This is a genomic window from Treponema phagedenis (genome assembly GCF_008153345.1).
GTDB lineage: Bacteria > Spirochaetota > Spirochaetia > Treponematales > Treponemataceae > Treponema > Treponema phagedenis.
In genome coordinates this window covers 38700-63305 of record NZ_CP042818.1, presented here as the reverse complement: position 1 = coordinate 63305, position 24606 = coordinate 38700, and the positions used below count along the sequence as shown (strand labels likewise).

26 protein-coding genes are annotated in these 24606 nt (G+C 40.2%); 8 read left to right on the top strand and 18 right to left on the bottom strand.

Annotated elements, in window-relative coordinates:
* Nucleotides 1-75 precede the first annotated feature (75 nt).
* From FUT79_RS00295 to FUT79_RS14940, 4 genes are all read left to right on the top strand, one after another.
* Entirely contained in the window at nucleotides 76-1515 is a 1440-nt protein-coding gene (locus FUT79_RS00295) for an aminoacyl-histidine dipeptidase (RefSeq protein ID WP_148889185.1), read from the top strand.
* A 122-nt stretch (nucleotides 1516-1637) separates the two neighbouring features.
* Nucleotides 1638-2384 carry an RluA family pseudouridine synthase gene (locus FUT79_RS00290; RefSeq protein ID WP_044634660.1) on the top strand — a complete coding sequence of 249 codons (747 nt, stop codon included), beginning with the start codon at nucleotides 1638-1640 and terminating at the stop codon, nucleotides 2382-2384.
* 255 nt (nucleotides 2385-2639) lie between these two features.
* Nucleotides 2640-4223, top strand: coding sequence for a UDP-N-acetylmuramoyl-L-alanyl-D-glutamate--2,6-diaminopimelate ligase (locus FUT79_RS00285; protein ID WP_425304515.1), 1584 nt, complete (start codon nucleotides 2640-2642; stop codon nucleotides 4221-4223).
* 301 nt (nucleotides 4224-4524) lie between these two features.
* A complete protein-coding gene (locus tag FUT79_RS14940; RefSeq protein WP_174896895.1) occupies nucleotides 4525-5256 on the top strand; it encodes a gluzincin family metallopeptidase in 732 nt (243 codons plus the stop codon).
* Between the two features lie 77 nt (nucleotides 5257-5333).
* On the opposite strand, the gene FUT79_RS00275 is transcribed toward FUT79_RS14940, so the two are convergent.
* Nucleotides 5334-6152 (bottom strand): DNA adenine methylase, encoded by an 819-nt coding sequence (locus FUT79_RS00275; RefSeq protein WP_148889183.1) that lies wholly within the window; start codon nucleotides 6150-6152, stop codon nucleotides 5334-5336.
* A gap of 108 nt (nucleotides 6153-6260) precedes the next feature.
* On the opposite strand from FUT79_RS00275, the gene FUT79_RS00270 reads away from it, so the two are divergent.
* A complete protein-coding gene (locus FUT79_RS00270) occupies nucleotides 6261-6815 on the top strand; it encodes a hypothetical protein (protein WP_024751798.1) in 555 nt (184 codons plus the stop codon).
* 3 nt (nucleotides 6816-6818) lie between these two features.
* Here FUT79_RS00270 and FUT79_RS00265 read toward each other — a convergent pair whose 3' ends face one another.
* The 14 genes from FUT79_RS00265 to FUT79_RS00205 form a co-directional block, all read right to left on the bottom strand.
* Nucleotides 6819-8120 (bottom strand): hypothetical protein, encoded by a 1302-nt coding sequence (locus FUT79_RS00265; RefSeq protein ID WP_148884137.1) that lies wholly within the window; start codon nucleotides 8118-8120, stop codon nucleotides 6819-6821.
* Nucleotides 8121-8150: 30 nt separating this feature from the next.
* Complete coding sequence (locus FUT79_RS00260; RefSeq protein ID WP_044634744.1) at nucleotides 8151-10520, bottom strand: hypothetical protein; 2370 nt, start codon at nucleotides 10518-10520, stop codon at nucleotides 8151-8153.
* A gap of 24 nt (nucleotides 10521-10544) precedes the next feature.
* Nucleotides 10545-11123 (bottom strand): hypothetical protein, encoded by a 579-nt coding sequence (locus FUT79_RS00255; protein WP_148878625.1) that lies wholly within the window; start codon nucleotides 11121-11123, stop codon nucleotides 10545-10547.
* Between the two features lie 33 nt (nucleotides 11124-11156).
* A complete protein-coding gene (locus tag FUT79_RS00250) occupies nucleotides 11157-11594 on the bottom strand; it encodes a hypothetical protein (RefSeq protein ID WP_002695900.1) in 438 nt (145 codons plus the stop codon).
* A 25-nt stretch (nucleotides 11595-11619) separates the two neighbouring features.
* Nucleotides 11620-15261 (bottom strand): phage tail tape measure protein, encoded by a 3642-nt coding sequence (locus FUT79_RS00245; protein WP_148889181.1) that lies wholly within the window; start codon nucleotides 15259-15261, stop codon nucleotides 11620-11622.
* Between the two features lie 40 nt (nucleotides 15262-15301).
* Nucleotides 15302-15475, bottom strand: a complete 174-nt coding sequence (locus tag FUT79_RS14935) for a hypothetical protein (RefSeq protein WP_187426435.1) — start codon at nucleotides 15473-15475, stop codon at nucleotides 15302-15304.
* 17 nt (nucleotides 15476-15492) lie between these two features.
* A complete protein-coding gene (locus FUT79_RS00240) occupies nucleotides 15493-15879 on the bottom strand; it encodes a hypothetical protein (RefSeq protein WP_024751792.1) in 387 nt (128 codons plus the stop codon).
* Between the two features lie 81 nt (nucleotides 15880-15960).
* Nucleotides 15961-16812, bottom strand: a complete 852-nt coding sequence (locus tag FUT79_RS00235; protein ID WP_148889179.1) for a hypothetical protein — start codon at nucleotides 16810-16812, stop codon at nucleotides 15961-15963.
* Between the two features lie 26 nt (nucleotides 16813-16838).
* Nucleotides 16839-17288 (bottom strand): hypothetical protein, encoded by a 450-nt coding sequence (locus FUT79_RS00230; protein ID WP_024751790.1) that lies wholly within the window; start codon nucleotides 17286-17288, stop codon nucleotides 16839-16841.
* Nucleotides 17278-17892 (bottom strand): phage virion morphogenesis family protein, encoded by a 615-nt coding sequence (locus FUT79_RS00225; protein ID WP_148889178.1) that lies wholly within the window; start codon nucleotides 17890-17892, stop codon nucleotides 17278-17280. The genes FUT79_RS00230 and FUT79_RS00225 overlap by 11 nt, the downstream gene beginning before the upstream one ends.
* Complete coding sequence (locus FUT79_RS00220; protein WP_024752645.1) at nucleotides 17889-18347, bottom strand: hypothetical protein; 459 nt, start codon at nucleotides 18345-18347, stop codon at nucleotides 17889-17891. Before FUT79_RS00220 ends, FUT79_RS00225 begins: the two co-directional genes overlap by 4 nt.
* Nucleotides 18348-18408: 61 nt before the next feature.
* Complete coding sequence (locus FUT79_RS00215; RefSeq protein WP_039943637.1) at nucleotides 18409-19404, bottom strand: major capsid protein; 996 nt, start codon at nucleotides 19402-19404, stop codon at nucleotides 18409-18411.
* Between the two features lie 49 nt (nucleotides 19405-19453).
* The gene (locus FUT79_RS00210; RefSeq protein WP_002695879.1) at nucleotides 19454-19801 is read right to left on the bottom strand and encodes a hypothetical protein; all 348 of its coding nucleotides are present in this window, start codon (nucleotides 19799-19801) and stop codon (nucleotides 19454-19456) included.
* A gap of 26 nt (nucleotides 19802-19827) precedes the next feature.
* Nucleotides 19828-20829, bottom strand: coding sequence for an SH3 domain-containing protein (locus FUT79_RS00205; protein WP_187426846.1), 1002 nt, complete (start codon nucleotides 20827-20829; stop codon nucleotides 19828-19830).
* A gap of 111 nt (nucleotides 20830-20940) precedes the next feature.
* Between FUT79_RS00205 and FUT79_RS00200 the strand changes: the two genes are divergently transcribed.
* The gene (locus FUT79_RS00200) at nucleotides 20941-21267 is read left to right on the top strand and encodes an STAS-like domain-containing protein (RefSeq protein WP_244951147.1); all 327 of its coding nucleotides are present in this window, start codon (nucleotides 20941-20943) and stop codon (nucleotides 21265-21267) included.
* A 52-nt stretch (nucleotides 21268-21319) separates the two neighbouring features.
* Here FUT79_RS00200 and FUT79_RS00195 read toward each other — a convergent pair whose 3' ends face one another.
* The 3 genes from FUT79_RS00195 to FUT79_RS00185 all read right to left on the bottom strand — a co-directional run bounded on the left by FUT79_RS00195 (nucleotide 21320) and on the right by FUT79_RS00185 (nucleotide 23208).
* Nucleotides 21320-21880: an ImmA/IrrE family metallo-endopeptidase gene (locus FUT79_RS00195; RefSeq protein ID WP_024751784.1), complete on the bottom strand. Its 561-nt coding sequence runs from the start codon at nucleotides 21878-21880 to the stop codon at nucleotides 21320-21322.
* Entirely contained in the window at nucleotides 21867-22157 is a 291-nt protein-coding gene (locus FUT79_RS00190; RefSeq protein ID WP_002695871.1) for a hypothetical protein, read from the bottom strand. Before FUT79_RS00190 ends, FUT79_RS00195 begins: the two co-directional genes overlap by 14 nt.
* A gap of 181 nt (nucleotides 22158-22338) precedes the next feature.
* Nucleotides 22339-23208, bottom strand: a complete 870-nt coding sequence (locus tag FUT79_RS00185; RefSeq protein WP_244951109.1) for a S24 family peptidase — start codon at nucleotides 23206-23208, stop codon at nucleotides 22339-22341.
* A 494-nt stretch (nucleotides 23209-23702) separates the two neighbouring features.
* Between FUT79_RS00185 and FUT79_RS00180 the strand changes: the two genes are divergently transcribed.
* Together FUT79_RS00180 and FUT79_RS00175 are read left to right on the top strand one after the other, a co-directional pair.
* The gene (locus FUT79_RS00180) at nucleotides 23703-24143 is read left to right on the top strand and encodes a hypothetical protein (protein WP_148878668.1); all 441 of its coding nucleotides are present in this window, start codon (nucleotides 23703-23705) and stop codon (nucleotides 24141-24143) included.
* Nucleotides 24144-24148: 5 nt separating this feature from the next.
* Nucleotides 24149-24595, top strand: coding sequence for a hypothetical protein (locus FUT79_RS00175; RefSeq protein WP_148889175.1), 447 nt, complete (start codon nucleotides 24149-24151; stop codon nucleotides 24593-24595).
* The last annotated feature ends 11 nt before the right edge of the window (nucleotides 24596-24606 follow it).

Below are 24606 nucleotides of genomic sequence, written 5' to 3'. Positions count from 1 at the left end.
CCTTTTTTTTGTTACTGTAATCTTACTGTCTAAAAAAGTGATAAATACAATTAGAAGGGAGCAAAAGAATTTTATATGAGTACTATTTATGATCTTGAGCCTAAGGCGTTTTTTTATTGGTTTGCGGAGATTATGAAAATTCCGCGCTGTTCGGGTAATGAAAAGCAGATAAGCGATTTTCTTATGCAATTTGCAAAAGAACGAAAACTTGAAGCATATCAGGATGAGGCATTAAACGTTATTATAAAAAAGCCGGGAACTGCCGGGTACGAAAAATCTCCCGTATTGATTATTCAGGGGCACATGGATATGGTGTGCGAAAAAACACCGGATTCTCCGCATAATTTTTGCACCGACCCGATAAAGCCCGTCATCAAAAGCGATTTTATGTACGCAGACAATACAACCCTCGGCGGCGATGACGGCGTTGCTGTTGCATACGGACTCGCAATTTTAGATTCCGATACGCTTGCGCATCCTCCGATAGAGGTTTTCATTACCACCGATGAAGAAGAAGGTATGACCGGTATAATGAATTTTGATGCATCGTTATTGCAAGGGAAACAGCTTTTGAATATTGATTCAGAAGAAGAAGGTATTTTCTTAGTAAGCTGCGCAGGCGGCGCAAATACACTTTGTACTTTTGATATACAAGAGCAGCAAGCCAAAGGGAAGTTTCTGAAACTAAATATTGAAGGTTTATTGGGCGGGCATTCGGGAATAGAAATTATCAAACAGCGCGCAAATGCAATAAAGATTTTGGGGCGGGTATTGTATAAAATTGCTCAAACCGAAAAAATTACGCTTGCCGCAATTACCGGCGGATCAAAACACAATGCTATTGCAAAGTATGCCGAAGCGGTTATTGCGGCGGAAAACCCTGAATCGGTTATTTCCATCGTGAAATCTTTTACGGAAGAATTGCAAAAAGAATACCGCGCATCGGATAAAGACCTTTCCGTAAAAATCAGCGAAACACCGGCTCTGTCCAAGATGTACACGAATGAATTATCTGAAAATCTTATTGACTTTATGATGATGGTGCCCGATGGCGTACAATATATGAACCTTGAAATTCCGGGGATGGTGAAAACCAGCTTAAACAATGGAGTGCTTGAGCAAAAAGACGGACAGCTGCAATTTACGCTTTCCGTGCGAAGTTCTGCGGAAAGTTCTTCCGAAGAAATCCTTTCGGTAATAGAAGCGTGTACAAAACGCTGCAAAGGAAATTTTTCGATAAACTCGATCTATCCGCCGTGGGAGTATGAACCGAAATCCGTATTACGCGATACAGCAGTAAAAACCTACAAAGAAGTTACCGGAAAGGAGCCGTTAATAGAAGCAATACATGCGGGACTTGAATGCGGAATTATCAAAAAAGCAATTCCCGGTTTGGACGCTCTCAGCATAGGGCCGAACCTCTATGACGTTCACACCCCTGATGAGCATTTGAGTATTTCTTCCGTAAAGCGGACATGGGATTTTCTGGTCAAGCTGCTTGAAAATCTGAAATAGGATTCCGCTAAAAACGTCGGATGTGCAATCTGACTGCCGCCGCTCAAAACAAGCCCGCCGCAAAACCGGCGCGAGCAAAACAAAATTTGAGCGGCAGCAATCAAGCCCGCTGTTCTTAAACTATGAAAAAGCCTGAAAAACACCCGTTTACACTTGTGTATCAAGATGAAGATATTATTGCGGTAAATAAGAGCGCCGGAATTTCGGTTACCGCAGACCGCTGGAACCCCGATGAACAGCGGCTCGATATTCTTTTACAACAAAGCCCCGCGCTAAAAGATAAAAAACTTTTTACTGTTCACCGAATTGACAAAGACACTTCCGGTCTCATCCTGTATGCGCTTAATGAAGAAAGCCATAAAAAACTGAACGAATCTTTTATGCGGCGAAATGTGCAAAAAACCTATCATTGTTTGATTGCCGGTATTCCGTATGAAAACTTCTTTTCCGTTGACCTTAAACTGAAATCTGACGGCGACGAAAAACACCGCACCATCATCGATAAAAAAAACGGCAAAGAAGCCCTTACGCACTTTGAAGTACTGAAGCCGCTTGGCAGATTTACCCTGCTGGAAGCAAAACCCGTTTCCGGCAGAACGCACCAAATCCGCGCCCATCTGGCTGCTGCAGGGCTGCCCATTCTCTGCGATTCCCTTTACGGCAATGCAAAACCTCTTTTTCTTTCGGAATTGAAAAAAAACTGGCGGGGCGAGAAAGCGCAGGAACAGCCGCTTATTTCGCGCCTTGCCCTCCATGCGTACAAACTCGAATTTGAGCACCCGCGTACGGGCACCCTTCTTTCCTTCACTGCCGAGTATGCAAGAGATTTTAAAACTGCCCTCAATCAGCTGGGAAAAATTTTTGCTTAAACTTACAATGTTCAGGGCGTGCCCCTCCGATCGGCGTTTTGAATTTTTACCGACGCCTCTCTTCGGGTCGGCGTACTGCAATCATAAAAAGTTTTATAAAAAAAGAGTCTGACACGGCGCAACGGTGAGCAATTTACCATAGTAATGTTGAATCTACAAGTTATTTTTGCCAATGCTCCGATTACTAACAGTAACTCAATTACAAAACGTTACACTCTGCTTTTATTTTTGCAAAAACTATGCTACACTTCGCCCATGAAAACATATAAAAAACATTTACTCCACGGGATTCCGCATGCAATGGTTATTGACGTTCGGGGTACCGATACGGAAGTTTCTTCTATAGAATATGATTCGCGCAAAGTTCAAGCCGGCGCAGTATTTTTTGCCTTCCCGGGGCTTCATACCGACGGTGAACAGTATATTGCCGATGCAATTCATACCGGAGCGATAGCGATTGTCCATCAAAATGAACTCCCCTCATATGCGGCGGGTGTATGTTATGTTCGAGTGCGGGAGGTTCGAGCGGTTATGTCCGCCTTCGCGGCATATTTTTATGACTTTCCCTCAAAAGATTTAGTTGTAATCGGCGTTACCGGTACCGAAGGAAAAAGCAGTACGGTAAGTTTTATTGCGCAGCTGCTGCGGCTTGCACATAAGCGAGCAGGATTTTTTTCTACTGTGTCGTATTCGCTTGGCGATGAGGTTATTCCAAACCCCGAGCATCAAACCACGCCCGAGTCGGTTACGGTACAGCAGCGGCTTGCCGCCATGCGGGATAACGGCTGTGAATTTGCCGTTGTTGAATCTTCTTCGCATGGATTGAGCCCGCTTACGGCACGCTTAAATGATGTCTGTTTTGATGCCGGTATTTTTATGAATGTTACGCAAGAGCATTTGGAATTTCACGGCACCTTTGAGCAGTATCGCTTTGACAAAGCAAACCTTTTTCGAAAGCTTGATGAGCATGCGCATATAAAAGCTGGGCGCAGTGTTCCCTCGTTCGGAGTTGTGAATGCGGATGACCCGTCGGCGGAGTATTTTTATGCGGCAACCAAGCAGCCCTGCTATAGTTTTTCGGTAAACACTGCAAAAAAAACGGCTTTTTTAAAAAATGAACTACAAGGTGTTATTGCTGTCAATATAAAAGAAGATTCAAACGGAATTCAATTTGATATTTTTGAGTCGGGAAAAAGTGAGTCTATTCATGCGCGGGCACCGCTTGCCGGTTTATTTAATGTGCAAAACCTTTGCGCAAGCTTGCTAACGGTAAGCAGCATATTGCAAAAACCGCTTGCAGAATTAATCCCTCTTTTGCAAAAGCTTGAGCCGATAACGGGGCGAATGTGCAAAATACAAGAAGGGCAGCCCTTTGAAGTGCTAATTGATTATGCGCATACGCCATCCTCCTTTCAAATGCTGATGCCGCCGATTAAAGATCGTATCGCAAAGCAAGGCGGTAAACTCATCGTTGTATTCGGTTCGGGCGGAGAGCGCGACACAAAAAAGCGACCCGAGCAGGGGCGGATTGCCGCCGCCTACTGCGATGTGATTATTCTTGCCGATGAAGACCCGCGCGGCGAAGACCCCGTTGCACTTTTGGAAATGATTGCCGCCGGCGCTCCGCATAAAAAACGGGATTCCCAACTTTTCATTATACCGGACAGAAAAGCTGCAATCCGAAAAGCTTTCTCGCTTGCAAACCCGCACGATGCAGTACTGTTGCTTGGCAAAGGGCATGAAAACACCATCATTTACAAAAACGGCGCTATTCCCTATAGCGAAGAAGAAATAGCGCGCACCTTGTTGCGACAAAATCTCGAGGAAAAAGATAATTGACCGAGTAGAACGGTTGTGGTTTTAAAACATCGTCGGCGAAGCGGAGAGTAAATTATTAACGCTTCGCCCTATGGTAAGTTTACTCGCCGTTGCGCCGTGTCGGAATCTTTTTAAAAAGAATTGAAAAAACCTGTCTGCGGAGTATTAAAATTTACATTAATTCGATGATAGCAACTGCAATTCGGGGGCAAGGGACGGCAGCTACTTGTTCATGCGTAAGCCTTGATACACAAAACTTCCAACTGGTACAAGCTTTTAAAAAGGTATATACTTACAGCCATAGATTATTTTGGAGACTTATATGAATGATAAAGGTTTTATGACCGCAAAGCCGATGAAAAAATTCGGCGATATGCCGTATACCAGGCCGGATATGAAAAAACTTGCGCAGGATTTTGCCGAAGCGGGGAAGGCGTTTGAGAGCGCCGGCTCGGCGGAAAAGCAAATTGAGATAATTGACCGTGTACAACAACTTTCGGCACATTATATGACTATGCAAACGCTTGCGGAAGTTCGGCATACCATCAATACCGAAGATTCTTTTTATGATGCGGAAAATGATTTTTTTGATGAATGCTCCCCCGAATTTTCCCGCATTGAAAATGAATTCCAAAAAAAGTTTATTGCATCTCAATTCAGAACCGAGCTTGAAAAAGAATTCGGTACGCATATTTTTAATTTAATCGAAGTACAGCTCAAAGTATTTTCGCCGGCAATTATGGACGACCTTGCAGCCGAAAACAAACTCACCAGTAAATATGCAAAACTCCTTGCTTCCGCGCAAATTGAATTTATGGGCAAAAAGCGAACCCTTTCTCAGCTTGGCCCCTTTATGCAGGATAAGGACAGGGCGGTAAGAAAATCCGCAAGCGAAGCCTATTACGGTTTTTTTGCCAAGAATGAGGCGGAGCTGGACTGTAACTTTACGCGCGGTTTGGCAAAATTTATTACGAGGTTTGGCAAAAAACGTGTGTTTTTGCGTGTTTTAGGCTGTTTTTTCGTGTTTTTTATGACAAATTTTGATGGTTTTTAATCATTTTTTAAACCATTTTTTTTAACATTTTACTAGCCTTTTTAACACTGTAAAACACCCTTTTTACAAGAAATATTTTAAAGTTTTTTTACTTCTCCGTCAACAATTCCGATTGGATAGTTTGCGGTTAGGACTTCTATTTTTGTCATTCTTTTAGCTTTCCCCTTTGCGCTTAAAGAAGAGGCCATTTTTAATTCAATGCAGTACCAATTATTTTTTTTGGTAAACTCCATAAGGGCTTTGTTTCGATAAGAACTAAGCAAGAATTTCCCCTGTATATTTTGCAGCATTCCTAAAAGGTTATCAAAATCTTGTTGAGTATAACCGTCATAATGTCCTTGATGTGTACCTACATAGGGCGGGTCAATATAGTGGAATGTATCGGCTGTATCGCGGGAAGCAATAACCTTTAAGGCATCGCAATTTTCAATTTGCAGCATTCTAATTCTATTTGATATTTTATCCGTAAACTCATCTATTTTATTTACAATATTCTTTGTTGTACTCTCATTCTTTTTTTCATACGCAAACCCCGTCCCGATACTATTCCCAAATGACATATTAGCTTGCACCCATACAGCCCATGCTCTTTTTACCGTATCAAACATGTCAGGGTTTTCGTAAATTATTTTGGCATGTCGGTGCATTTCACGGCTATGCAGCGTTTTCATAATTTCTTTTTGGAGTGCTGGGAAGTCTTCTTGTACAACTTGGTAAAAGTTGATGATTTCCGCATTTGTATCGTTGATGACTTCAGCTTGTGAGGGCTCTTTCGCGAACAGAACAGCAGCACCTCCGCAGAAGGGTTCGCAGTAGATTTTATGTTCCGGAATAAGTGATACTATTTTTTTTGCAAGTAATTGTTTGCCGCCGTAATAACTAATAGGTGTTTTCATTTTTTACTTCCTTAAGCTTTTATTTTAGCCATTGTACTATTTTAATTTTTGACTTTTCGGAATATAGATAAGGTGGTATAATAAGAGCGGAGGAAGGTTTTATTTTTATTGTTTGCGATTGCAGCCTTGGTCGGGTGTAGAGATAACACGCAAGCCGGCAGCGGTGTAGATACCGGATCGACTAATTCCGGGGCGAATAATTCAGGCAAAACGCAACCAAGCGGAACGCAATCAGGCAAACTTGAAACCGTTGGTTTTGTATCAAAAAGATGGTTTGACGATAAAACAAAAAGACCTGAATTTACTATTAAGAATTATAAAGTAACCTTTAACGATGCCCCGGCATTTGATGAAATTACATGGATGACTTATATATACACTGAAACTGTTGGTTTTACCAATTGTGCAGGTGGGGATACTGTTTATCCGGATGACTATACGTGCTGGGATATATATTTATATCCGGCTAAGCCTGAAAACGATTTTGCCGAAACATGGCTTGCGAAAGATAGTCTTGATTTTAGTAAAAGAATAAAAATACCGGTTACCAAAGTTGAAGTGCTGGACAATCAATATTTTGACCCCGCAAGCGGGCATCCGTTTAAGCTAAAGGTAAGCATTAAAGGCTACCCTGATATGATTATTGCAGGCTCAAAAAAATAAATTTTAAAAATATTCTAGCACAATGTAAGCTGAACAATTAGTACTTATCGCACTAAACAGCAATTGAGCCTTAGTAGTATTAAGCGCAATCATATTTTTTGCCGCAGCATAGGCTAAAGGATAGGTTTCCTTTCCGATTGTTACAACCCCTTCTATGCTTGTTATGGTATCAATGTTGAGCGGTTTGAGATCAAGAAGTTTTCCCAATCCTTTTTTCAAAAAATAAATAGGCATTGAAACTCTTTTTACAACAACCCCATTCCAGTTTGTTTTATCGGTACGCCATATTTTGTTTGTTTCAGTTTCAAACCCGTCAAATTTATATATATCGCCTCCGGGAGCGGGCTTGTTTTCGAGTTCTTCTACACGGTTTGAAATTTCGCCGAGACCTGTTCTAAGATTCGCAACATTAACTTCAACTACATCAAGTGCTTTTTTATTTACGGCTTCGGCTTCAGTTTTGGCATCGGGAACTTCAATAGAGCTGTTTTTATTGCGGATAACATTATGATAGGGTTTAAGCTCTGCAGTACGCTCGTCAAGTTTTTGCTCCGCCGATTGTTTTTGTTCATCGGTTGCGCTTGACCCATCGATACCCGCAGGCAAAAAGTCTTGCAGTGTTAGGGTGGGATTTTCCGCCTTAACTTTTTTTGTGAGCGTTTCAATATCGGAGATGAGTTCATTTTTTGCTTCGGTAATTTTGTTTTGTGTTCTTTCTTCACTTGTTTGTATTGCTTGGGTTTGGCTCTTTAAGTTTACCAGGTCTTCATTTTCTTTTGCATCCGCCGCCTTCAGTCTTCCGTCTTCGGTTCTGTATGCGATGGAGTTACCGGTAACCGTTTCGGTTGCGTTGTGTGCTTTGCCGTTTGTAATGTGTTCTTCAAAGTTGCGCACGAGTGTGTTAAATTCTTGTGTTTGTTTTTCATTTATTTCGCTTAGCGTGTTTACTCCGTCGGCAATGCAATTAATATCTTCGGCAGATAAAAGGTCTCCATAAGAATGATAGCGAATAAATACTTTTTCAAAACGTTGATTGAAGGTCAGCGCTTTGTAACAATCAATGTTTGACATTTCAGAAGCGATTGAATCGATTTCTGCAAAGTTATAATCGGTTTCAAGGACAAGCGGCTTTTGCATTGTATCATCTTCATAGACTTCCATGGTGTTTGAAAAATAAATTGAGTGTTCAACATAGTATACCTTATTCGGAATAATATTTGTAATTTTTTCTTTTTGTACAAAGTTTTCTGAATTTTCCTTTGTAAGGTCTGCATTAAATAATTTCCTGATTCTAATTTTTTCCATTTTTATAATCTCCTTAGATTTTTTTTATTTTTACGCATACCCCGCTTCTCGTTTTGCAAGGACGGGGCGGTCTTTCAATGCAAAACTTTTTAAGGCTCTGCTGTCGCGAGTATGCTTTTTAGTTTGTTTAATTTTTATCTTTTGGGCTAATGCACCGTTATAGGTGTATTCCATTTCATCAATTATTCCTTGCATAAATCCATAGCCGCGTAAACTTTTAAAGGCGATTAAATCGTAGAGCATCAGGCGCGGGTCGCTCCATGCTTGTACACTAAAATCTTTTGCAAAGTGTCGGTAATAATAACTCATTGATTGTAACACATCGCGTGCAATGTCATCGGAGGCGAGCGCGCCCACTTCAATATTTTTTACGATTTCGCCATTGACTTGTATGTCATCTTCGTTTCTTGCGGTGATTGTTTTTTTAAATTGTGAAGGAGTAAGACGGCTGCCGTATATTTTAACGGTGAGCGTTTGAGGGTTCTCTTTAAAATAATTCCACGCCTTAACTTCAATTCCTTCGTTAGTAATTCGATATAAGAATTCAAATTGAGTTTGTTTAAAAATGTTTTCAATTTTAATGAGGTCAAAACTTGCCGCATCTTTTAAATCGATTTTAAATACTTCCGGCTTATTGTGTGCATTGCGCGACTCGACTGCTTCGGCATCGGCGCTATTTAATGACGGGTCTTTTTCAGGGATGATATACGTGCGCGGCATTTTCGGTACAATGAAGTTTTCCGTTTTTAAAATAGTATTATACGGCTTTTCTCGTATCATTTGAATAATAGTGAACTGCTCTCCTTCATCTCGGTCGATAAAGTTCCAAACCTTCACAATTGCCCGTATCGGTTTTTCCTGTGCGCCATACTCGTAAATGGTTTCATATTCGAGGGCTTTCGGAATAAGCGGGTCAGAGAATTCAAGGGCTTCAAAATTATCAGGAAGTAAAACGGTAAAGGTTGCACTCGGCTCTGCTCCTGCGCCGAGTTCGCGCTCATGAAGGGGAATGCGTATTTTATCTTGCGGAAATTCCCGCTTTGGGATTCGCTCATTGTAGATGTATGATTGCTTTTTCCCAGCATGATATTCACCGTCATATTCATACGTTGCGTATGAAAGATTAATGATATTCGGCGAAAGTGTTTTAGTTTGTCCGCCGCCTTGTGCTTTATATTCGTGCAATAGAAAATAGCGCAATGGGTAGCGAATTGCTCCGTGACGAGAGAGCATCGGTGTTGCGATGAGGGCGGAGCCTGTTTCATCGCAGGCGCAAAAGGCGTTGGTTAATACGCACAGTTTATTTAGCAGTGATCCGATGTTTCCGTTTAAAGGGATGCGATTTAGCGCAACCCGTTTTAATTGCTCGTCAACTTTGATAGCAGATAAGTTTATTGCGTTTGCGATTTTTGCAAAGCACTCATAGGCGTTTGTTTTGTCTCCTATTCCTAAATTAAGATAATCATTTTTACGCACTCCGATATAGTCTTGTGCTTTTACAGTTACACTTATTTTCTGCTCGTTCGTGTCAATGTCGGTTACAAAGAAGTTTCCGAAGTTCAATATAAACGGCTTTTGATTTTTTCGTGTATTGAGAATGAGTGCGACGGAGACAATCGCATTTGCATTAAAAAAACCTGCAATGGGGCTTTCACTATTTTTATCATCATACATGCGAGTTATATTATTCAATTCGATTTCAAGTGAATTAATATAGAGCCTGCCAATAGAGCCTTCTTTGTTTTCTGTTTTCTTTTTTTGCTGTTTAATTTTTACTACGTCTTTTTCAGTAACAAAGAATTCAAATCCGGGATAAAAGGAGACAATCCATATTCTTTTATTCGCTGTGTGTTTCGTAACATGCAATTCAAGGATACCGACATTCTCTGCTTTTAGTGGAAAGACAATTTCATTGCGTGTATTGTTTGTAATTGTATACCGGGTGATTTCCGTATCGTTTTTTGTTTTTGCAATTACGGTTGCCTCTTTAATTATTCGGTCAGGATTAGTGCGGATAGTAATTTTTTTTGTGTCTGTGTTCGGCAGATACAGTTTGATACAATCTGTTACCGATCCGGAGTGGTCAGCTTTCTTTCCGATGTAGCCGATGTGTGAATATGGCTGGCGCTTTACTTGGTGGATTCTATTGTCGCGGTGAATATTGTACGGTTCAGGGAACACGCGATAATTTATTTCCTCGTCAATAAAAAGTCTCTGTTCGATATGGTATAAATACGGGTAGACTATTTGGTCAGGTACCGATCCCGTTTGTGTATTCGGGGCGAAAATCTTAATGCTTTCCGGCACTTTGCAGGAGAGAAATGAGAAGATAATGCGAGCGGTGTAACTGCGATTATTGCCGCGTATTTTTTGTTCGGTTGAAAGGGGTGTTTTTATCATCGCTCTGTTAAAAAAACTTTTTAATTACTGTCCTACAAACAAATACATTTCAACGGTGATATTTTTCGGTCGAGTTTCTTCAGTTTCCCTTCCGGAAGCAGAGCCGGTTGTACTGCTTTTGTTTTCCTGCTGCCACTGATATTGTGCATCAACTCCTTTTGTACTTCCAACTCCATTACTGCCTTCATACGTGTAACTATGGGTATGCCGTTGCATTGCATCTATTTGTCCGCCGCCATTGCCTCTTACCCCTGAATCATAGCTTACCGACCCGGATCCACTAAAGGCACTTGCATTGCCGCCTGCAAGACGTAAGAAGGTGCCCGGATATTTTTCGTGTAAGTTTTTCCATTCAACCGGTGCAGTATCCGTAAATTGCTCCCAGGGGAGGGGCATGCCGGGGAAGCGAGTATATAAAAATCCTATAGGCGGAATGGAAGGCGGAGTGCTTGCGGCAGCTTGCAAGGCTTCATAAATCGCTTTTATGGACGCTACTACACAATTCCAGTTTTTGTTTGTTAACGCATCATCAGGATTCAGTGTAGAAGGTAAGTTCTTTTGCACCTCCAAAAGTTGTTCATCAATTTTTGATTTTAATCCCATTTTTTTACTCCTTAATTTATAGTAATTTTTTTTTTAGTTTATTTTTAAATTCACACCTGAATAAATATAGCAATTATTTTTTCTAAATTGAAAATTTATTTTTATTGTGCCGACCACTTCTATTTTAATTGCATGAAAGTGTTCCCGGTTAAATCTTGCAGCGGTTGCCGGCATGTGTTGTTTTTTGATAAATAGCGATTTTTCTTTTTCAAAGTCGGTTTGTTCAATACATCTAATAATCATTTGAATGGTGTTTAATCCCTCATCAAACAGTGTTGCAAACCTAATCGAAGCTGATTCATATTTTCTGATTATGTCTTTTCGTTTTGTACCGTTTGCAGTTGTAAGCTGCGAGGCGATTTCTTTTTGCTCAATTGTAATTTTTCCGCCGAGTGGTAGGGGGAAAAATTCCCCGTCAATTACAATGACATCTTGCGGATAGTGTTTGGTAATATATTCTTGTTCGGTCATGTTCTTTTTTTTAACTCCTTAATGTTTAAACACGCCAGTTTTTATTTCCTTCTTCGACAATGTTGTATACTTCACGGTCGTGATTTCTTAGTGCGTTTAAAATACTTTCTTCTAAATCATCTCCTTGATTGTGCACAACTTCGACATTGTATGTTGCAGAATAATTCGTACTTGCGCTGTTATCGGTGTTATAAATTCCTGCGGCTTTAAACATTGTTTCAAGATTCGGCAAGTTAAGTGGCAGTATCACTTCAGGGATTCCCGCTTCAGCGACAAGCCCCGGGGCGCCGTTCGGTAAGGTGATGCCGGTACCCGCTGCACTCGGCATAACAATACCGCCTTGTGCGAATTTAATCGGGCGAGGTGCAGGCGGTAAGGCTTGCTGGATGTAGTCGGGCGGTAAGGGTTGCCCCGCAATAACGCCTATTTGTACGCCTGCCATTACAGCGGCAGCAGTATGTGCAGCTCCTGCTGCAAACCCTTGCGGATTTCCGGCAACACCAAGTGCAAACTGCGCAACCGCTTCCGCCGTTTCTATTGCTGCTTTAATACTCATGCTAATAACACCTTGTGCCTTTTGCCATTTTGCAGCTTCCTGTGCAGCCTTTGCGGCGGCATCTCCTGCAGCGTTTTCTGTTGTAATTCGTGTAACCGCGTATTCATGTTCGGCTTGAGCTTTTGCGTTTAATAAGGCAACCTCTTGCATGCGCGCTTCTTTGTCGCGTTTTATTTTTTCATCTTCCGCTTTTTTATGTGCTGCGTCTTCCGCTTTTTTCTTTCGAGCCGCTTCAAGCTGCTGTTCCGTGTTGCGGAGTTTTATCAAGTTTGTTTCAACTTCAAAACTTCCTGAAAGCTCCTGTATGTTTCGATTTGATTCCGCCTGTCGTTTTTCGTATTCCTCTTGCCGGCGTTGCTCTTCCCGTTCTGCATCTTCAATTTGTTTTTGCTCTCTTTTTTCTGAAAGCTCATTGTCAATTTCTAAAAGCGTTTCGTTTTTTTCACGCTCAATTTCAGCAAGGCGAATTGCGGTCTCTTGTCTTCGCTTCTCTTCTTTATTATTTATAAATCCTTGCGCTGCATCTGCAATTTGCGAAAAAGTTGAGCTTATAACATTGCCGATTTCTGAAAGCTTATCGGCAATGTTGCGGGCCGCGTCTGCAAAAGCATCGCGTGCTTTCTTTGCCGCTTCTTCTGCAAGCACTCCAATATTGTCCGCTTGCTTTTTTATTGCCTCCGCCTTTTCTTTATCTTCTTTTTTTGCTGAGCTCTGTAAATCAATGTATTGCTGTAATAGCTCATTTTGTTTTTGCTGATAGAGGGCAGCTTTTTCCTTCCATGCAGCTCGGTCTTTTTCTTTGTCGGAGCGGCCTTCAATTTGCCCTGCTTCCGCTTTTAATTTTACTTCAAGCTCAACAGCGTTTTTTGTTTCGTCCGTAATTTTATTTATTTTTTCAATTTCTTTTTTGTGCCGCTCATCGGAGATCCTGTCAAGTTCGTCATTTGTTTTTTTTGTTTCTTCTAAAATTGTTTCATGTGCAGCACCAACTGCTTTTGCAAGGGACTGCTCAACGGTTAAATTTTGCTCCGCATTTTCTTTTAAATTTTTTGTAACATTTTCTTTATGAAAGGTTTGTAAAAGCTCAAGTCTTTTTTTATAAAAAGCTTCTTCATTTTTTAAAAGTAACTCTTCTTGTTCTTTTTTATCTGCAACAGATTTTTTTATTAATTCAGTTTCAGCTTTATGTTCTTTTTCCAAATCGGAAAGACGTTCCGCCTGTGTTTTTTCACTGCTTTCTTTTCCCTTGCCGCTAGTAATTTCCGGCATTGATAATTTTTCCGGTTCCAATTCCGGGGCAAAAGATTCTTTGTTTAAGTCTCTTAGTGCAGCAACAGCCATGCGCGCATTTTCAATATACTCTTTTGTTTTTTTTATTTCTTCGTCAATTCGTTGTACTGCTTTTTCGTTTGCATTTTTTGAAGATTCTTCTCTTTCCCGTTCTTTTTGTTCAATAAGTTCTTCTTTTTTTGCAATATTCATTTCAAGAATTGCCGCTTCATTTTTTGCCGAAGCTAAAAAAGTATTTGTGTTCGGTGTTTCGCTATAGTCTTGCGTAATATCTGCAAGTTTTTTTTCAAGCTGTACAAGCCTCTCCGTCTCTTGTGCGGTCTTTTCTTTTTTTGCCAAAAGCGTTCCGTATTGTTTTGCAATTTCATGGACGCCTTGTGCTTCTACTGCGTGTCGATTTTCTTTATCGAGAGATGCAAGTCTGTATTGGCGTTGTTTGTCTGCTGCATAATCAATCCAATTACATACTTCTTTAATTGCAACAACAGCTGCTGCGGCTCCGGCAATTGCAAGCATAAACGGGTTGCTCGCACCGATAACTTTAAATGCGGCGTCCATTGCTCTTAAACCTCGCTGCACGGCAATGATTCCTTTTACCAATCCAAATGCCCCGGCGGTTACCGCTGTGAATGTGATAAGAACTTTTCCTGTTGAAATAATAAGACGCAGTTGTTCTTCATTTAAATTTTTAAGCCACTCGGCAAGTTTAAAGACGGGAGATAAAAGGGCTTGTAAACTCGGAATTAATTCTTGGCCAAGTTTAATTGCGAAGCTTTGTGCGTTAAGTTTTGCTTGTTCAAGCTGGAAACCGAACGCATTTGGTCCCGCTACGGTTGCATCGTTAAATGCCTGCTCGGTAGCCCCCGCCGATTCGTTCATTGCTTCTAAGTCGCTTGCGAATTTTGCAGCTCCTTTTCCCGCCGCATACAAGGCGAGTTTCCCCGCTTCAGCAGAACCGAAAAGATTACTAATAGGTTCCCCTGTTTTATCGGCTACCGATTTTAATGCTTGCAGTGCTCCGGAAAGTCCTCCAAATTTTGCAATGAGTTCTTCACCGGTTGCAACTCCTAATTCTTTAAAACTTTTTGCAAGCCTCTCTTGCGGTTTTTGCAATTCAGTATATACAGCCGAAAGCTTTGTTGAAACTTCCGCAGCTCCGCCGATTACACCGGTTCCGGAAGAGAATATGGCAAAAAGTTCTTCTTGAGAGACACCGAGATCATTATTCATCGATGTTACCCGCTGCATGGAAACAGCAAGATCGCTCATTGATGTTTGTCCGAGCTTTAATGTTGTGAAGGCTAAATCTGAAACCCTTTTTTGAGCTTCAAAAGAAGTGTTCCCGTATGCTTTTGTTACGGCAGATAAAAGCTTAATAGATTCTTTTGTAGTTGCCCCTCCCGCCGTTGCTCCCTTTGCGGCAAGTTCAAGATTCTTTGCGCTATCGGCTGAATCTCCGAATGCGGAGATTATTTCGTATAAGCCTTCGGTTAAATCTTTGGTTGTTTTGCCGACAGCAGGAGAAAGATTTAGGACGTTTTCTTCAAGTTCTGCAATGCGCTCTGTAGCTCCCGGAATAAGTGTTTGCACCTTCCCAAAGCCTTCGTTAAATTCAACCGCCATTTTTGCAGTTGCAATGCCGACAGCGGCAATCGCTGTTGTTGCAATTGCCGCTTGCTTTGCAATACTGCCATAAAGCTCGCTTACGTCTTTTGTTTTTTTATTAAAATCATCGAGGGCTTTTTTTGACTCATCAATTGCGGCTTTAAATTTTTCATTGTCCCCAGTGATTTTAAAAATGAGCTCTCGCACTGTTGCCATTTTTTTTACATCCTAAACTTTTTTTTTAAAATATTTAAATCTATCGATACAAATCTTCGATATTATCAACTTCCGATTGTGTTAATAACTTTTTTTCTTTTTTAATCGGAATACCTTTTTTCATCAATTCAAAATTAAATCCTGCGCGCACCTTGTTAACCAAAGTTTCAAGGCTCCATTCAGTTAATATTTCGCGCTCTGTTATGTTATACATTAAAAGCGCATGGTTAATTATTTCTCCCCAGTCGTTTTTTTTTCAATATCGTCATCTGAAGACTCTTCTCCATCGCTTGGAATTGCAGAAGTGAAATTGGTAAGAATTGCGTATATTATATTTTGATACATTGCATCGATTTGCTGCGCAGTTGCATTTTTTAGTAAATAATCTTCGGTAAACTCAGGATGAAAAAATGAACAAAAAAGAGAAACCGAGCGCACCGTATCATGGAATAATTTTTCAGGCGGGTCATCTTCTTTTTGCGTTTCTACGTTTTGATTATGATTATCAAGTAAGGGAATTGCAAGCCCTGAAGGAATATAGCCTATTTCAAATTCTTTTTCTAAAAATTTTATCTTTACGCTTTCAGCTTTTAATAAATCAAGATTTACCATTTTCATTTTTTTTACCTTTTGTTCCTTAACTTTTTTTTAAAATCTTTGCCGGTTGCGCACTTGCATCCGGCAAAAAAAAACATTTTATTACACGTCTTGATCTTCTCGATACAAACTTCCGGGTTCAAGTTCTTCATCGCCGATTAAATCGGGATGCGGAGAAAATTCAAAACTCATCGGAACTTCTGCGACATTGTCCGAATCGTTTTTTGATTTTAATTGAATTGAATCTTCTCCATCATAAAAGCCATACGGGAATTCAAACGTGCGATTGATAATTCGTCCGTCATCGGCTTTACGACTGTTTGTTAAGCGCATTGATATCGGCTGTACAACTCCGCCTGAACCTTTTGTTAACCGATAGCTTTTAATCGGTATTGTTTTATATTCGATTGTTATAGGCTTTGTTATATCGCAAGTACCTGTCGGTAAAAACTTATAACCCCATGCTCCAGATTTACTTTGAGATATTTCATAATCGGATTGGGTTAAATTTTTACCGCCCTGCTTGATAGTAATATCCTTCGGCTTACTATTATCAAAACTTGCATGGCTGAATTCATAAAACTTATCGAGGGCGAATGTGTTTGCTTGAAGCTTTTCGCTTTTTTCCTGCTCTTTTCCCCCCTGTGTGCTTACGGTTACAAGTCCGTGCATTATAGTACCTAAAAGCGGAATATGCCTTTCAAGTAGCGCAAACTCAACCTTGCCCTTAACATCCGTTTGTCCTTTAATTGGCACCGTGCCGTTGTCAGCCTTGATGTCAATTTTGCTTGAGGAAAAAGAAATTTTAATTCCGCGCGCAAGCCCTAGATCTTCCAACTCCTGCAAATCCCATGTTTTAGCAATGCGGTCAAGTAAAATATCTTTTTTTGAAATTTCAATTTTCGCACTTGCAAGAACGATACTATTCGGGTATCGTGATTTTGTTACATCCATTTTTTTTAACTCCTTAAAAACGATTTTTACATTACTTCATCGAGATTGAATTCAAGTTCGATGAGCCAACTTTCATTGTATGAATAAGATCGCTCCTCCGATTCTAAATCTGAAAAGAGGTCGTCATCATCCCGTAATGGTCGGTGATACGCTAAGCCGTATATTCCTTTTTGCTCATTCGTTTTATTTTGAATGGTGAAACCTTGCGTATCATCAAAGAATTGTGCTAATGCTAGAGAGCGGGATAAGCAGTCATTTATTGCCGGCTCACTTGCGGGGATTTCCGCGAAGACGGTGCCGCGCATTCTAAAACGTGCTCTCCCGTTTCCAATTAATGCCGGGTGCGGCAACAGTGTAAGCTCAACATGGAATTTCTCCGACTTCACTTCGCTCGGCGCAATGATTACCGGCGTTTTTGTTTGTTCCGATAAAAGCCCTGCATAGGATTTTATGATTTTTAAAAAATTACACGGCACAATAGTCCTCCGCTCTTTTTTCCATTGCTTTAATTACTGAATCCGGTAAAAACATAAACGGGCGCGCAGGGATTGTTATTTGTTTTTTTAAAATAAAAATTACTTTCGGCTCTTCGTCTTTTTCTTTTGCCAAAATAACATTCGCCCTTGTACTCGTTCCTTTTCTATACGGGCGATACACTGAAACGCCGTTCTTTTTTAATCCGTCAATAACGTTACGCGGAGAAAATCCGTAACGCCTAAATAACGTTCTTGTATAAGGACTTGCGGGGATGCACAAATACTGCGCGTTTTTAGGACGAATAACCGTTTCTTTTTCGCCGTTTTCAGGATTGTGAGTTCGTGCATACGGAACCTTTGTTCCGATTATCGCTTCCGTTTCCGAGTGCCGCGCGGTAAGGCTTGCGCGAAGTTTTCCGTAATCTCGAAGCGTATTGTCTCCCTGCTTTACCGACTTTGTAAGCGGCGCATTTTCAGGCTTTACATTGCTTTCAATATTTTTTTGAATTGCACTTAAACCCATAAGCGAAAACTCTTTCATAAGAGGAGCTAGAGAATCTGCAGGTTTTAAATTATCATATTGAAGCGTAACTTGTATCTTCATTTTTTTACCTTCTCACTTTTAGGATTTGTCAATGCAATTTCAGGCAACACCGCTTCCCGCTCTTTTTCAATGGAGCGGTACCGGTCGCTTATTAAACGCTCTGCGCGCTCCATGTACTCCTTTGCTTTTATGCGGTCGCCGTTATACGTGTAAAGCTCGTATACGGTTAAAATTTTTAACACTTCCTTTTGTGTTCTGCTAAAAGGATTTATTTTTTCGCCGACTAAATGAAGGAGCGTTTCCGCTAATTCTTCAGCACGATTGATACAATCTTGCGTTACCTCATCCGCTGCACGATCTTCATCCCAACTCAATTCGCTATACAGTTTTGGCGATATAAAATTTTTAATATCAAAAACGGAGATGATAGATTGAGTGCGCGAAGTTCCCGCCTGTTTCCCCGACGGAGGAATGTTGGCCGGATTGGCGGGTAAATTAAACATCTTGTTACTCATTTTCCATCATCTCCTTAACATAAACTTTTTTACATCGACATTTTTACATAAATAGAGGGTTCTATTTTAAATACTTCTTAATTGTTGATTTTGAAACTGCAAATGCCGGCAATGGTTTTGAAGAGGATAAAACCTTAATCCCTGAAGGATCGGTTATCTCTTCATAGCTTGCGAAAAACGGCAAGGGTTGCAGCTTTGCATCAAGCTCATCGAGGGCAGCATAAAACAACTTACCGGTGTTTTTTAGATCAATAGTCTGAATTGATTTTGCATCCACTATAGGCGTTGTTGCCGTTTGTCCCGGAAGTGCGTAGGTGCCGCTCATTGGCATAAGTTTATATTTACCGAATAAGGTGCAGCCTGTTTCTGTCCATTGAACCGGAACGTTACTTGTTACCTTTGCGATAATGTCAATGATTTTTGAATACACATCTGAGCCAACTAAGAATACTACATCAGCAGATGCGCCCGTTTTTTGCTGCTCAACAAATTGCGATTCAAGTTCTTTTTGCACATCAGCCAATGTTGCCGTAGCGGTAAGAGCGGCAGCACTTAATTCTTTAAGCTTGCCGATTTCGACCTGATATATATCATCGGCTCCGCCTTCGATACTTGCAGGATACGCTATCCTTCCGCTCAACGATTGGCATACAAGAATTTCAGTTGATACCGCCGTGCGGTCGCGTAAGTTCTCGATTACCTCGGTCAGTTTTGCGTTAATGTTCTCAACATCGCCCATTGCAATAAGGTTATTTAATTCAGCCCCGGATATAAATCTGTTCATGCTCAAAGGCTGCACTTCAATCATGCCGAGCGATTTTTTATCGCCGCCTACCGCATAGGACTTTGTTCCGCGTAAGACAACCGGAACGGCACCGGTTACATTTTGAATGTCAGCAACCGCAATATACGGACTTGTTTTTTGCTTTCGGCTTGCAGCCGGAAAGAGTAGATCGGTCATCGGCGTTTGCGGCTTTGGTAGACCGCTTACCACATCGGTAAAATTCTTTAAATTAAAAAACGCATTGAGCGCCCCTGTTAATTGCGTTTTAATCATCGTAAAATCTCCTTAAAATTTCTTTTTTAAAAGCGTTTAATCCGCATTTTTAATTAATTGCATAAAGCCCGTTTTTACGGAGCTTCTCAACCAAGGTTTCAGTACAAGCCGCACCGTCCGCCCCGAATGTTACCGCTTCCTTTTTTACCGCACCGAAGACAACGACCGCTGCGGTGCTGTCTTTGCTGTCGCCCTCAACCTCAGAAAGCAAAAGAGCGATTGCATCTTCGGTATCGGCTGCAAGATGTTCAAGCTTGCCGTCAACCAGTTTTAAAGCCGTGCCGGCTTTTAAACCCTTTAGCCCATCTTTCAGCGAGTACGAAACGATAATATGATTGTTGCCTGAAAGAATGCTTGATTGTTCAATTGCAACTTTTCCGATATTTGCATTAATCATTTTTTTTATCTCCTTAAATTAAAAAACTACAAAGCGCCCATAAGTTTTGCAGCCGAGCTTGCATAACTTGCGCCTTGCCCTGCGCTCTTTGCCTCAGGGTCACTTAAAACAATTTCAGTGCCCAATACCGGGTCAGCCATTGCGTTAAAAATTGCCGTAAGAGTTTCAATGCTTGATGCCTTCTTTCCGTCCGAGAGCAAAAGCTCATTACTTAATGTAAGCCCATTCGCTAACACTTCAAGGTCTTTTAAATGCGCCGCCGGAACCTTCCCTTTTGCTGCCTGCATAAGGCTTGCCGTTTTTGTTTTACGCAGCTCATTCAAAAGCATTTTTGTGCGCGGGTCGGAATCTGACAAGCTCAATTCATCTTCAGGGTGTTTTTCCTGAAATGCTAAAAGCTTTCTTTTCAACTCTTCGTTTTCAGTTTTAAGCTTTTCAAAATCTTCACCGCTTCCATTACTCCCGGCCTTTGCTTTTTCAAGTTCCGCGGTGAGTTTTTGAACCTCTGCCTCAAGTTCGGCTATCCTTTTTTTAGCCTCATCAAGTTCATTCATTTTTTTTACTCCTTCGTCCATATCGGACAATGTGATTTTCCAGACCGCGGGAAATGCGTGAATTACTCCGCTGTCATCCAACTGTATTTTTTCTTTTATATTTTTTTTAAAACTTTTAATTGCCGCAGGCTCTTCGCCCAAATATGCCAAATGGTGCAAGTACAATTTTCCGGTTTCGCCTGAGCGTTTCGCTCCGATTGAGCATTCCGGGAAAAATCCCGCGTCAACGGCTTTCGCTAATTCATCCTGTTCTTCAATAATGCCGTATAAAATACCGTCTTTTAATTCAAGGCTTACAACAGATCCGAGTCGAGGTTCAGCCGCTTCGGTAACATGCCCGATTGTGATGGGGCTTGAATCTTGTGCGGTAAATGATTCGTAAATTTCCTGTAAGTCTTGTTCGCTTACAATTTGCGTATTCGATTCCGAGCCGAAAACTCCGGCACGCGCAATCGGTCTTATTCTTGTTTTCATAGCTTGATGATACCGCGTTTTAAATGCGAAAATCGGAGAGGAGATACATTGAATGTAATTTTTTTTAGTTGAGTTTTTTATTTTTTAAGGTATAATGTGAAAAAAAAAGAGGTGAGAAAATTGAAGGAAGCAACATTAAAAGTAGCGGAATGCGGCAGCGGCTATAAATTTCAAGGAGGAAGATTTATTCACATAAGTCCTGACTCCGGAGAAGAATTCAGAAATAATTTTTTAATACCGTTTTTAAAAAAAAATAAAACCGCGTGCCAGTTGTGTGTTGACTTTGCCGGCACAATTGTTTTTACTCCGGGATTTTTGGAAGAAAGTTTTGGAGGAGCAATCCGGCGCGGGTTTCAAAAAGAGGTGAGGAAAATTCGATTTAAAAATATTCTTCCTGAAATAAAAAAAGAGCTTTTGCGCTTGATAAAAGAAAAATAAAAAAGCCCCGCGCATTTTGCCGGAGCTTTTTTTTGATGATTAAAATTTAGACTTATGATATATTATCTATCCCGTTATTGCGATTTTGGAGCTGCTTAAAATCGGCAAGCACGTCTTCCCAAGTTTTATGCAATAATTGTTTGTCGCTAATTGTTGAATAAAAATCATTCTTATCCAGTATTGCTAAAATACCGAAAACAGTCGACAACGGTTCCATGTTTGTTTTTTCTGTAAGGTTTGCGTTTTTATCAATGCTGTTTATATATTCTATCAAATATAAATGCCCCAATTCATGTGCAAGGCAAACCCTAAGCTGTATATCGTTTAACCGTTCAGAATAGCCGATTAAGAAAAATTTACCACGTTGGTATTGCGCCCGAGCCGAAAGATTATCTTTAGTCAATGGTAATGGTTTTATAATTATTTTAAACATCGGGTTTTCTGTTAATTCTTGCAATTGAATTTCCATCGTACGTATTATATGTGCTAAATATTGTTCTTTCATACCATCTTGAATTTTTTTATATTCATCCGCAATAATATTTACAGATTCAATTTTGACATCAAATTCTTTTGCTATTCTGGCTTTTTTTTCATTATCAATTTTGAACATTTTCTTGACCCAGCCCTAATTTTTCATAGTATGAATATAATTTCCAACTGCCTTCTAAAAACATTTGCAGAGCTAATTCATATTTATGCTCAGGCGTTATTCTTTCTTCTCCGGAAGAATAAAACACTTCGGGACTGTACATAGCTTCATCAAGATAAGCCGTTTTTTCTTGTATATCTTGAATGTTAAATGTTTTAAAAGTATCTTCTATTTTTTCTTTAGTCTTTGATTCGCGTAATGATACGACTATACGTTGATCCATATTTTCCTTACTCATACTTTGCCCCCAAGAATTGTTTATTATCACTACCTAATTATACCTCAAATTTCCTGAATTTACAATCCCTCATCGCCCTTAAACCCTGCCCACAGCTGCGTAATGCCGTTTAAAAAACGTTCGAAAGATTTAAGGCTATCATTTTAGCCTTTTTCGGTTTAAAGCGCGTTAAAAGCCGTTTTTACAGAACAGTAATAAACATAGCCTTTGCTTCCCAGTTTCCATCTTTAAGCGGAATAATCGCCCCGCTGCCGTCTTCAAACAAAAGCTGCCACTCTCCCTCATCTGTTTGGTGGAGTCGTTTTAACGTGGTATTTTCTCCATATTTTACGACCATAATTGAACCGTTTACCGGGCTGTTGCAGTATTCTAATAATACATGGCTGCCGTCCGCAATTCCCGCCGCTGTCATGCTGGTACCCTTAATTTTTGCCACGCAATATTTATGCCTCTTTTTTAAAAAGCGTTTCGGTACCGGGTAGGTTTCATAATTGTCAAAAGCTTCTATTGGAAAGCCCGCCGCAAGGTTTTCAGCAAGCGGTAAATCTTCCGTTTCTTCCTCTTCCCCGTCCGCGCCGTAATAAGCGAGCCGCTCGTGCACTTCACCGGTTGAACCCATTGTGCGAATAATTGACTTACGAGGATTCTCCGGCTTTTTCATGTTTTCAGGAGAATATAATTGGATAAGCTTTTGTAACTCCTCTTCTATGGCTTGTTGGCGATTTTCTATTTTTTCAAACCTTTTGTTTTGTTCTGCGAATTTAGGAGCGATGGTCTGTTCTACCGCATTATTAAATTCCCGCAACAAAGGATTTTCTTCCGCGTTTTCGATGTCAGAAAGAAGCATATTACTATCATTGCCCATTATCCAATTAGGATTTATCCCGTAATAATCCACTAATCCTTTTATAAACTTAGAAGGATTTTTATTTCTTCCTGTCTCAATATCTCGGATATAACCGTTTTTTACCCCTGTTTTTGCTTCAAGTTCAGACTTAGTACAATTAAAGTGTTGTAAAATCATAGCAATTTTATTTTTCCAGTCATTCATTTAGGATTTGTCCCCTATAAATATTAAAATTTATATAAATTTTCGGAAATATCCCTTGACAATTTAGGATATATCCGTTATTATAAAATCATGGCGTAAATATTCGCCACTTTATAGCGGTTGCCTTGTAAGAAATGGCGTAAATATTCGCCATATCATAAAAGCAACACTAAACAAAACGGCGTAAATATTCGCCATTTCCGATTATATCGAAAAAATCGGAAAAAATAAAGACGTGGAGTAAGCGCAGGACTTCTGAAACGTCAAACTGGTTTTTGAAAAGCGATTTTATTTTATTCAAGTGCGTAAGGGAAAAAATAAAATCTGATAGGAAAGAAAAAAGGATAAGTACACCATGACTATCCTTAACAGGCAATGCCGATGCACTGCTTTCCTACCAACATAAAAAAACGGCAAAAGCCCCGCAAGGGTTTTTATTCCGGTTCAAATCCGGAAGCGGGGCATCGGGATACTTCCCGAACGGAGGAATAAACATGGATTTAACTAAAATTATTGACGACTTGGTTCGTAAAAAGTCTAAGTCGAAGCTTCAAAAACTTATTGCCAAATGTGGCGGATATATTTTCAGCATAGATTTCATAGCAAAGGACGATAGTACAACAACAAGATACATAAATATCTTAACCAACGATTTTGATGAATCACTGAAAATTACAAAAACATATTGCGGCTATCCTTTTGAACAAGATGAAAAACAATGTTCCGTATACCTTCGCTTAATAAGCGACATCTCACCGAACGGACTGTATTCCGGCAGTATTGTTTTTTTGCAGGAACAAACAAAAGAAGCGGTTAAAAAAAGCAATGAGCTTACCATTCCCTACACTGTTAGAAGTATTAAAGAAAAAATTAAAACATTGCCAGAATATGATTTGTGGGATTTTAAAAACCGCATTGAGGAAGAGTTGATGTAGGAGGAATGAAAATGGATTTAACAAAAAAGATTGACGATTTAATCGTGGCAAATGATGAGTCGGGATTGGATGCGATTATCAAAGAACATGGCGGATATATTTTTAAAACGGAGTACCTTGGTTTTACGAGTAATCACGGACTTATGGGAGAGTATTTTTACAGCAATTCTTTTGAAGAAGCCGTGGGAAAAACAAAGGAATATTTAAGTATTCCCTTACAAAAAAAAGAAGACGGACTTTCAATATCTCTTGAATTAATAACTAAGTTTTTAAATGGCGGATTAGAATACGGCGCAAATATCTTTTCTAAAAAACAAACAGGGAAGGGAATCACCTCAACTTGCAACTTAAGCGATTGCAGTAATTTTGAGCAAATTAAGCGAGGAACTGAAACGCTATCGGATGATGATTTATTGAGGTTTAAAAAACTCATTGAGGAAACTTTGATGTAAGCACAATCCCC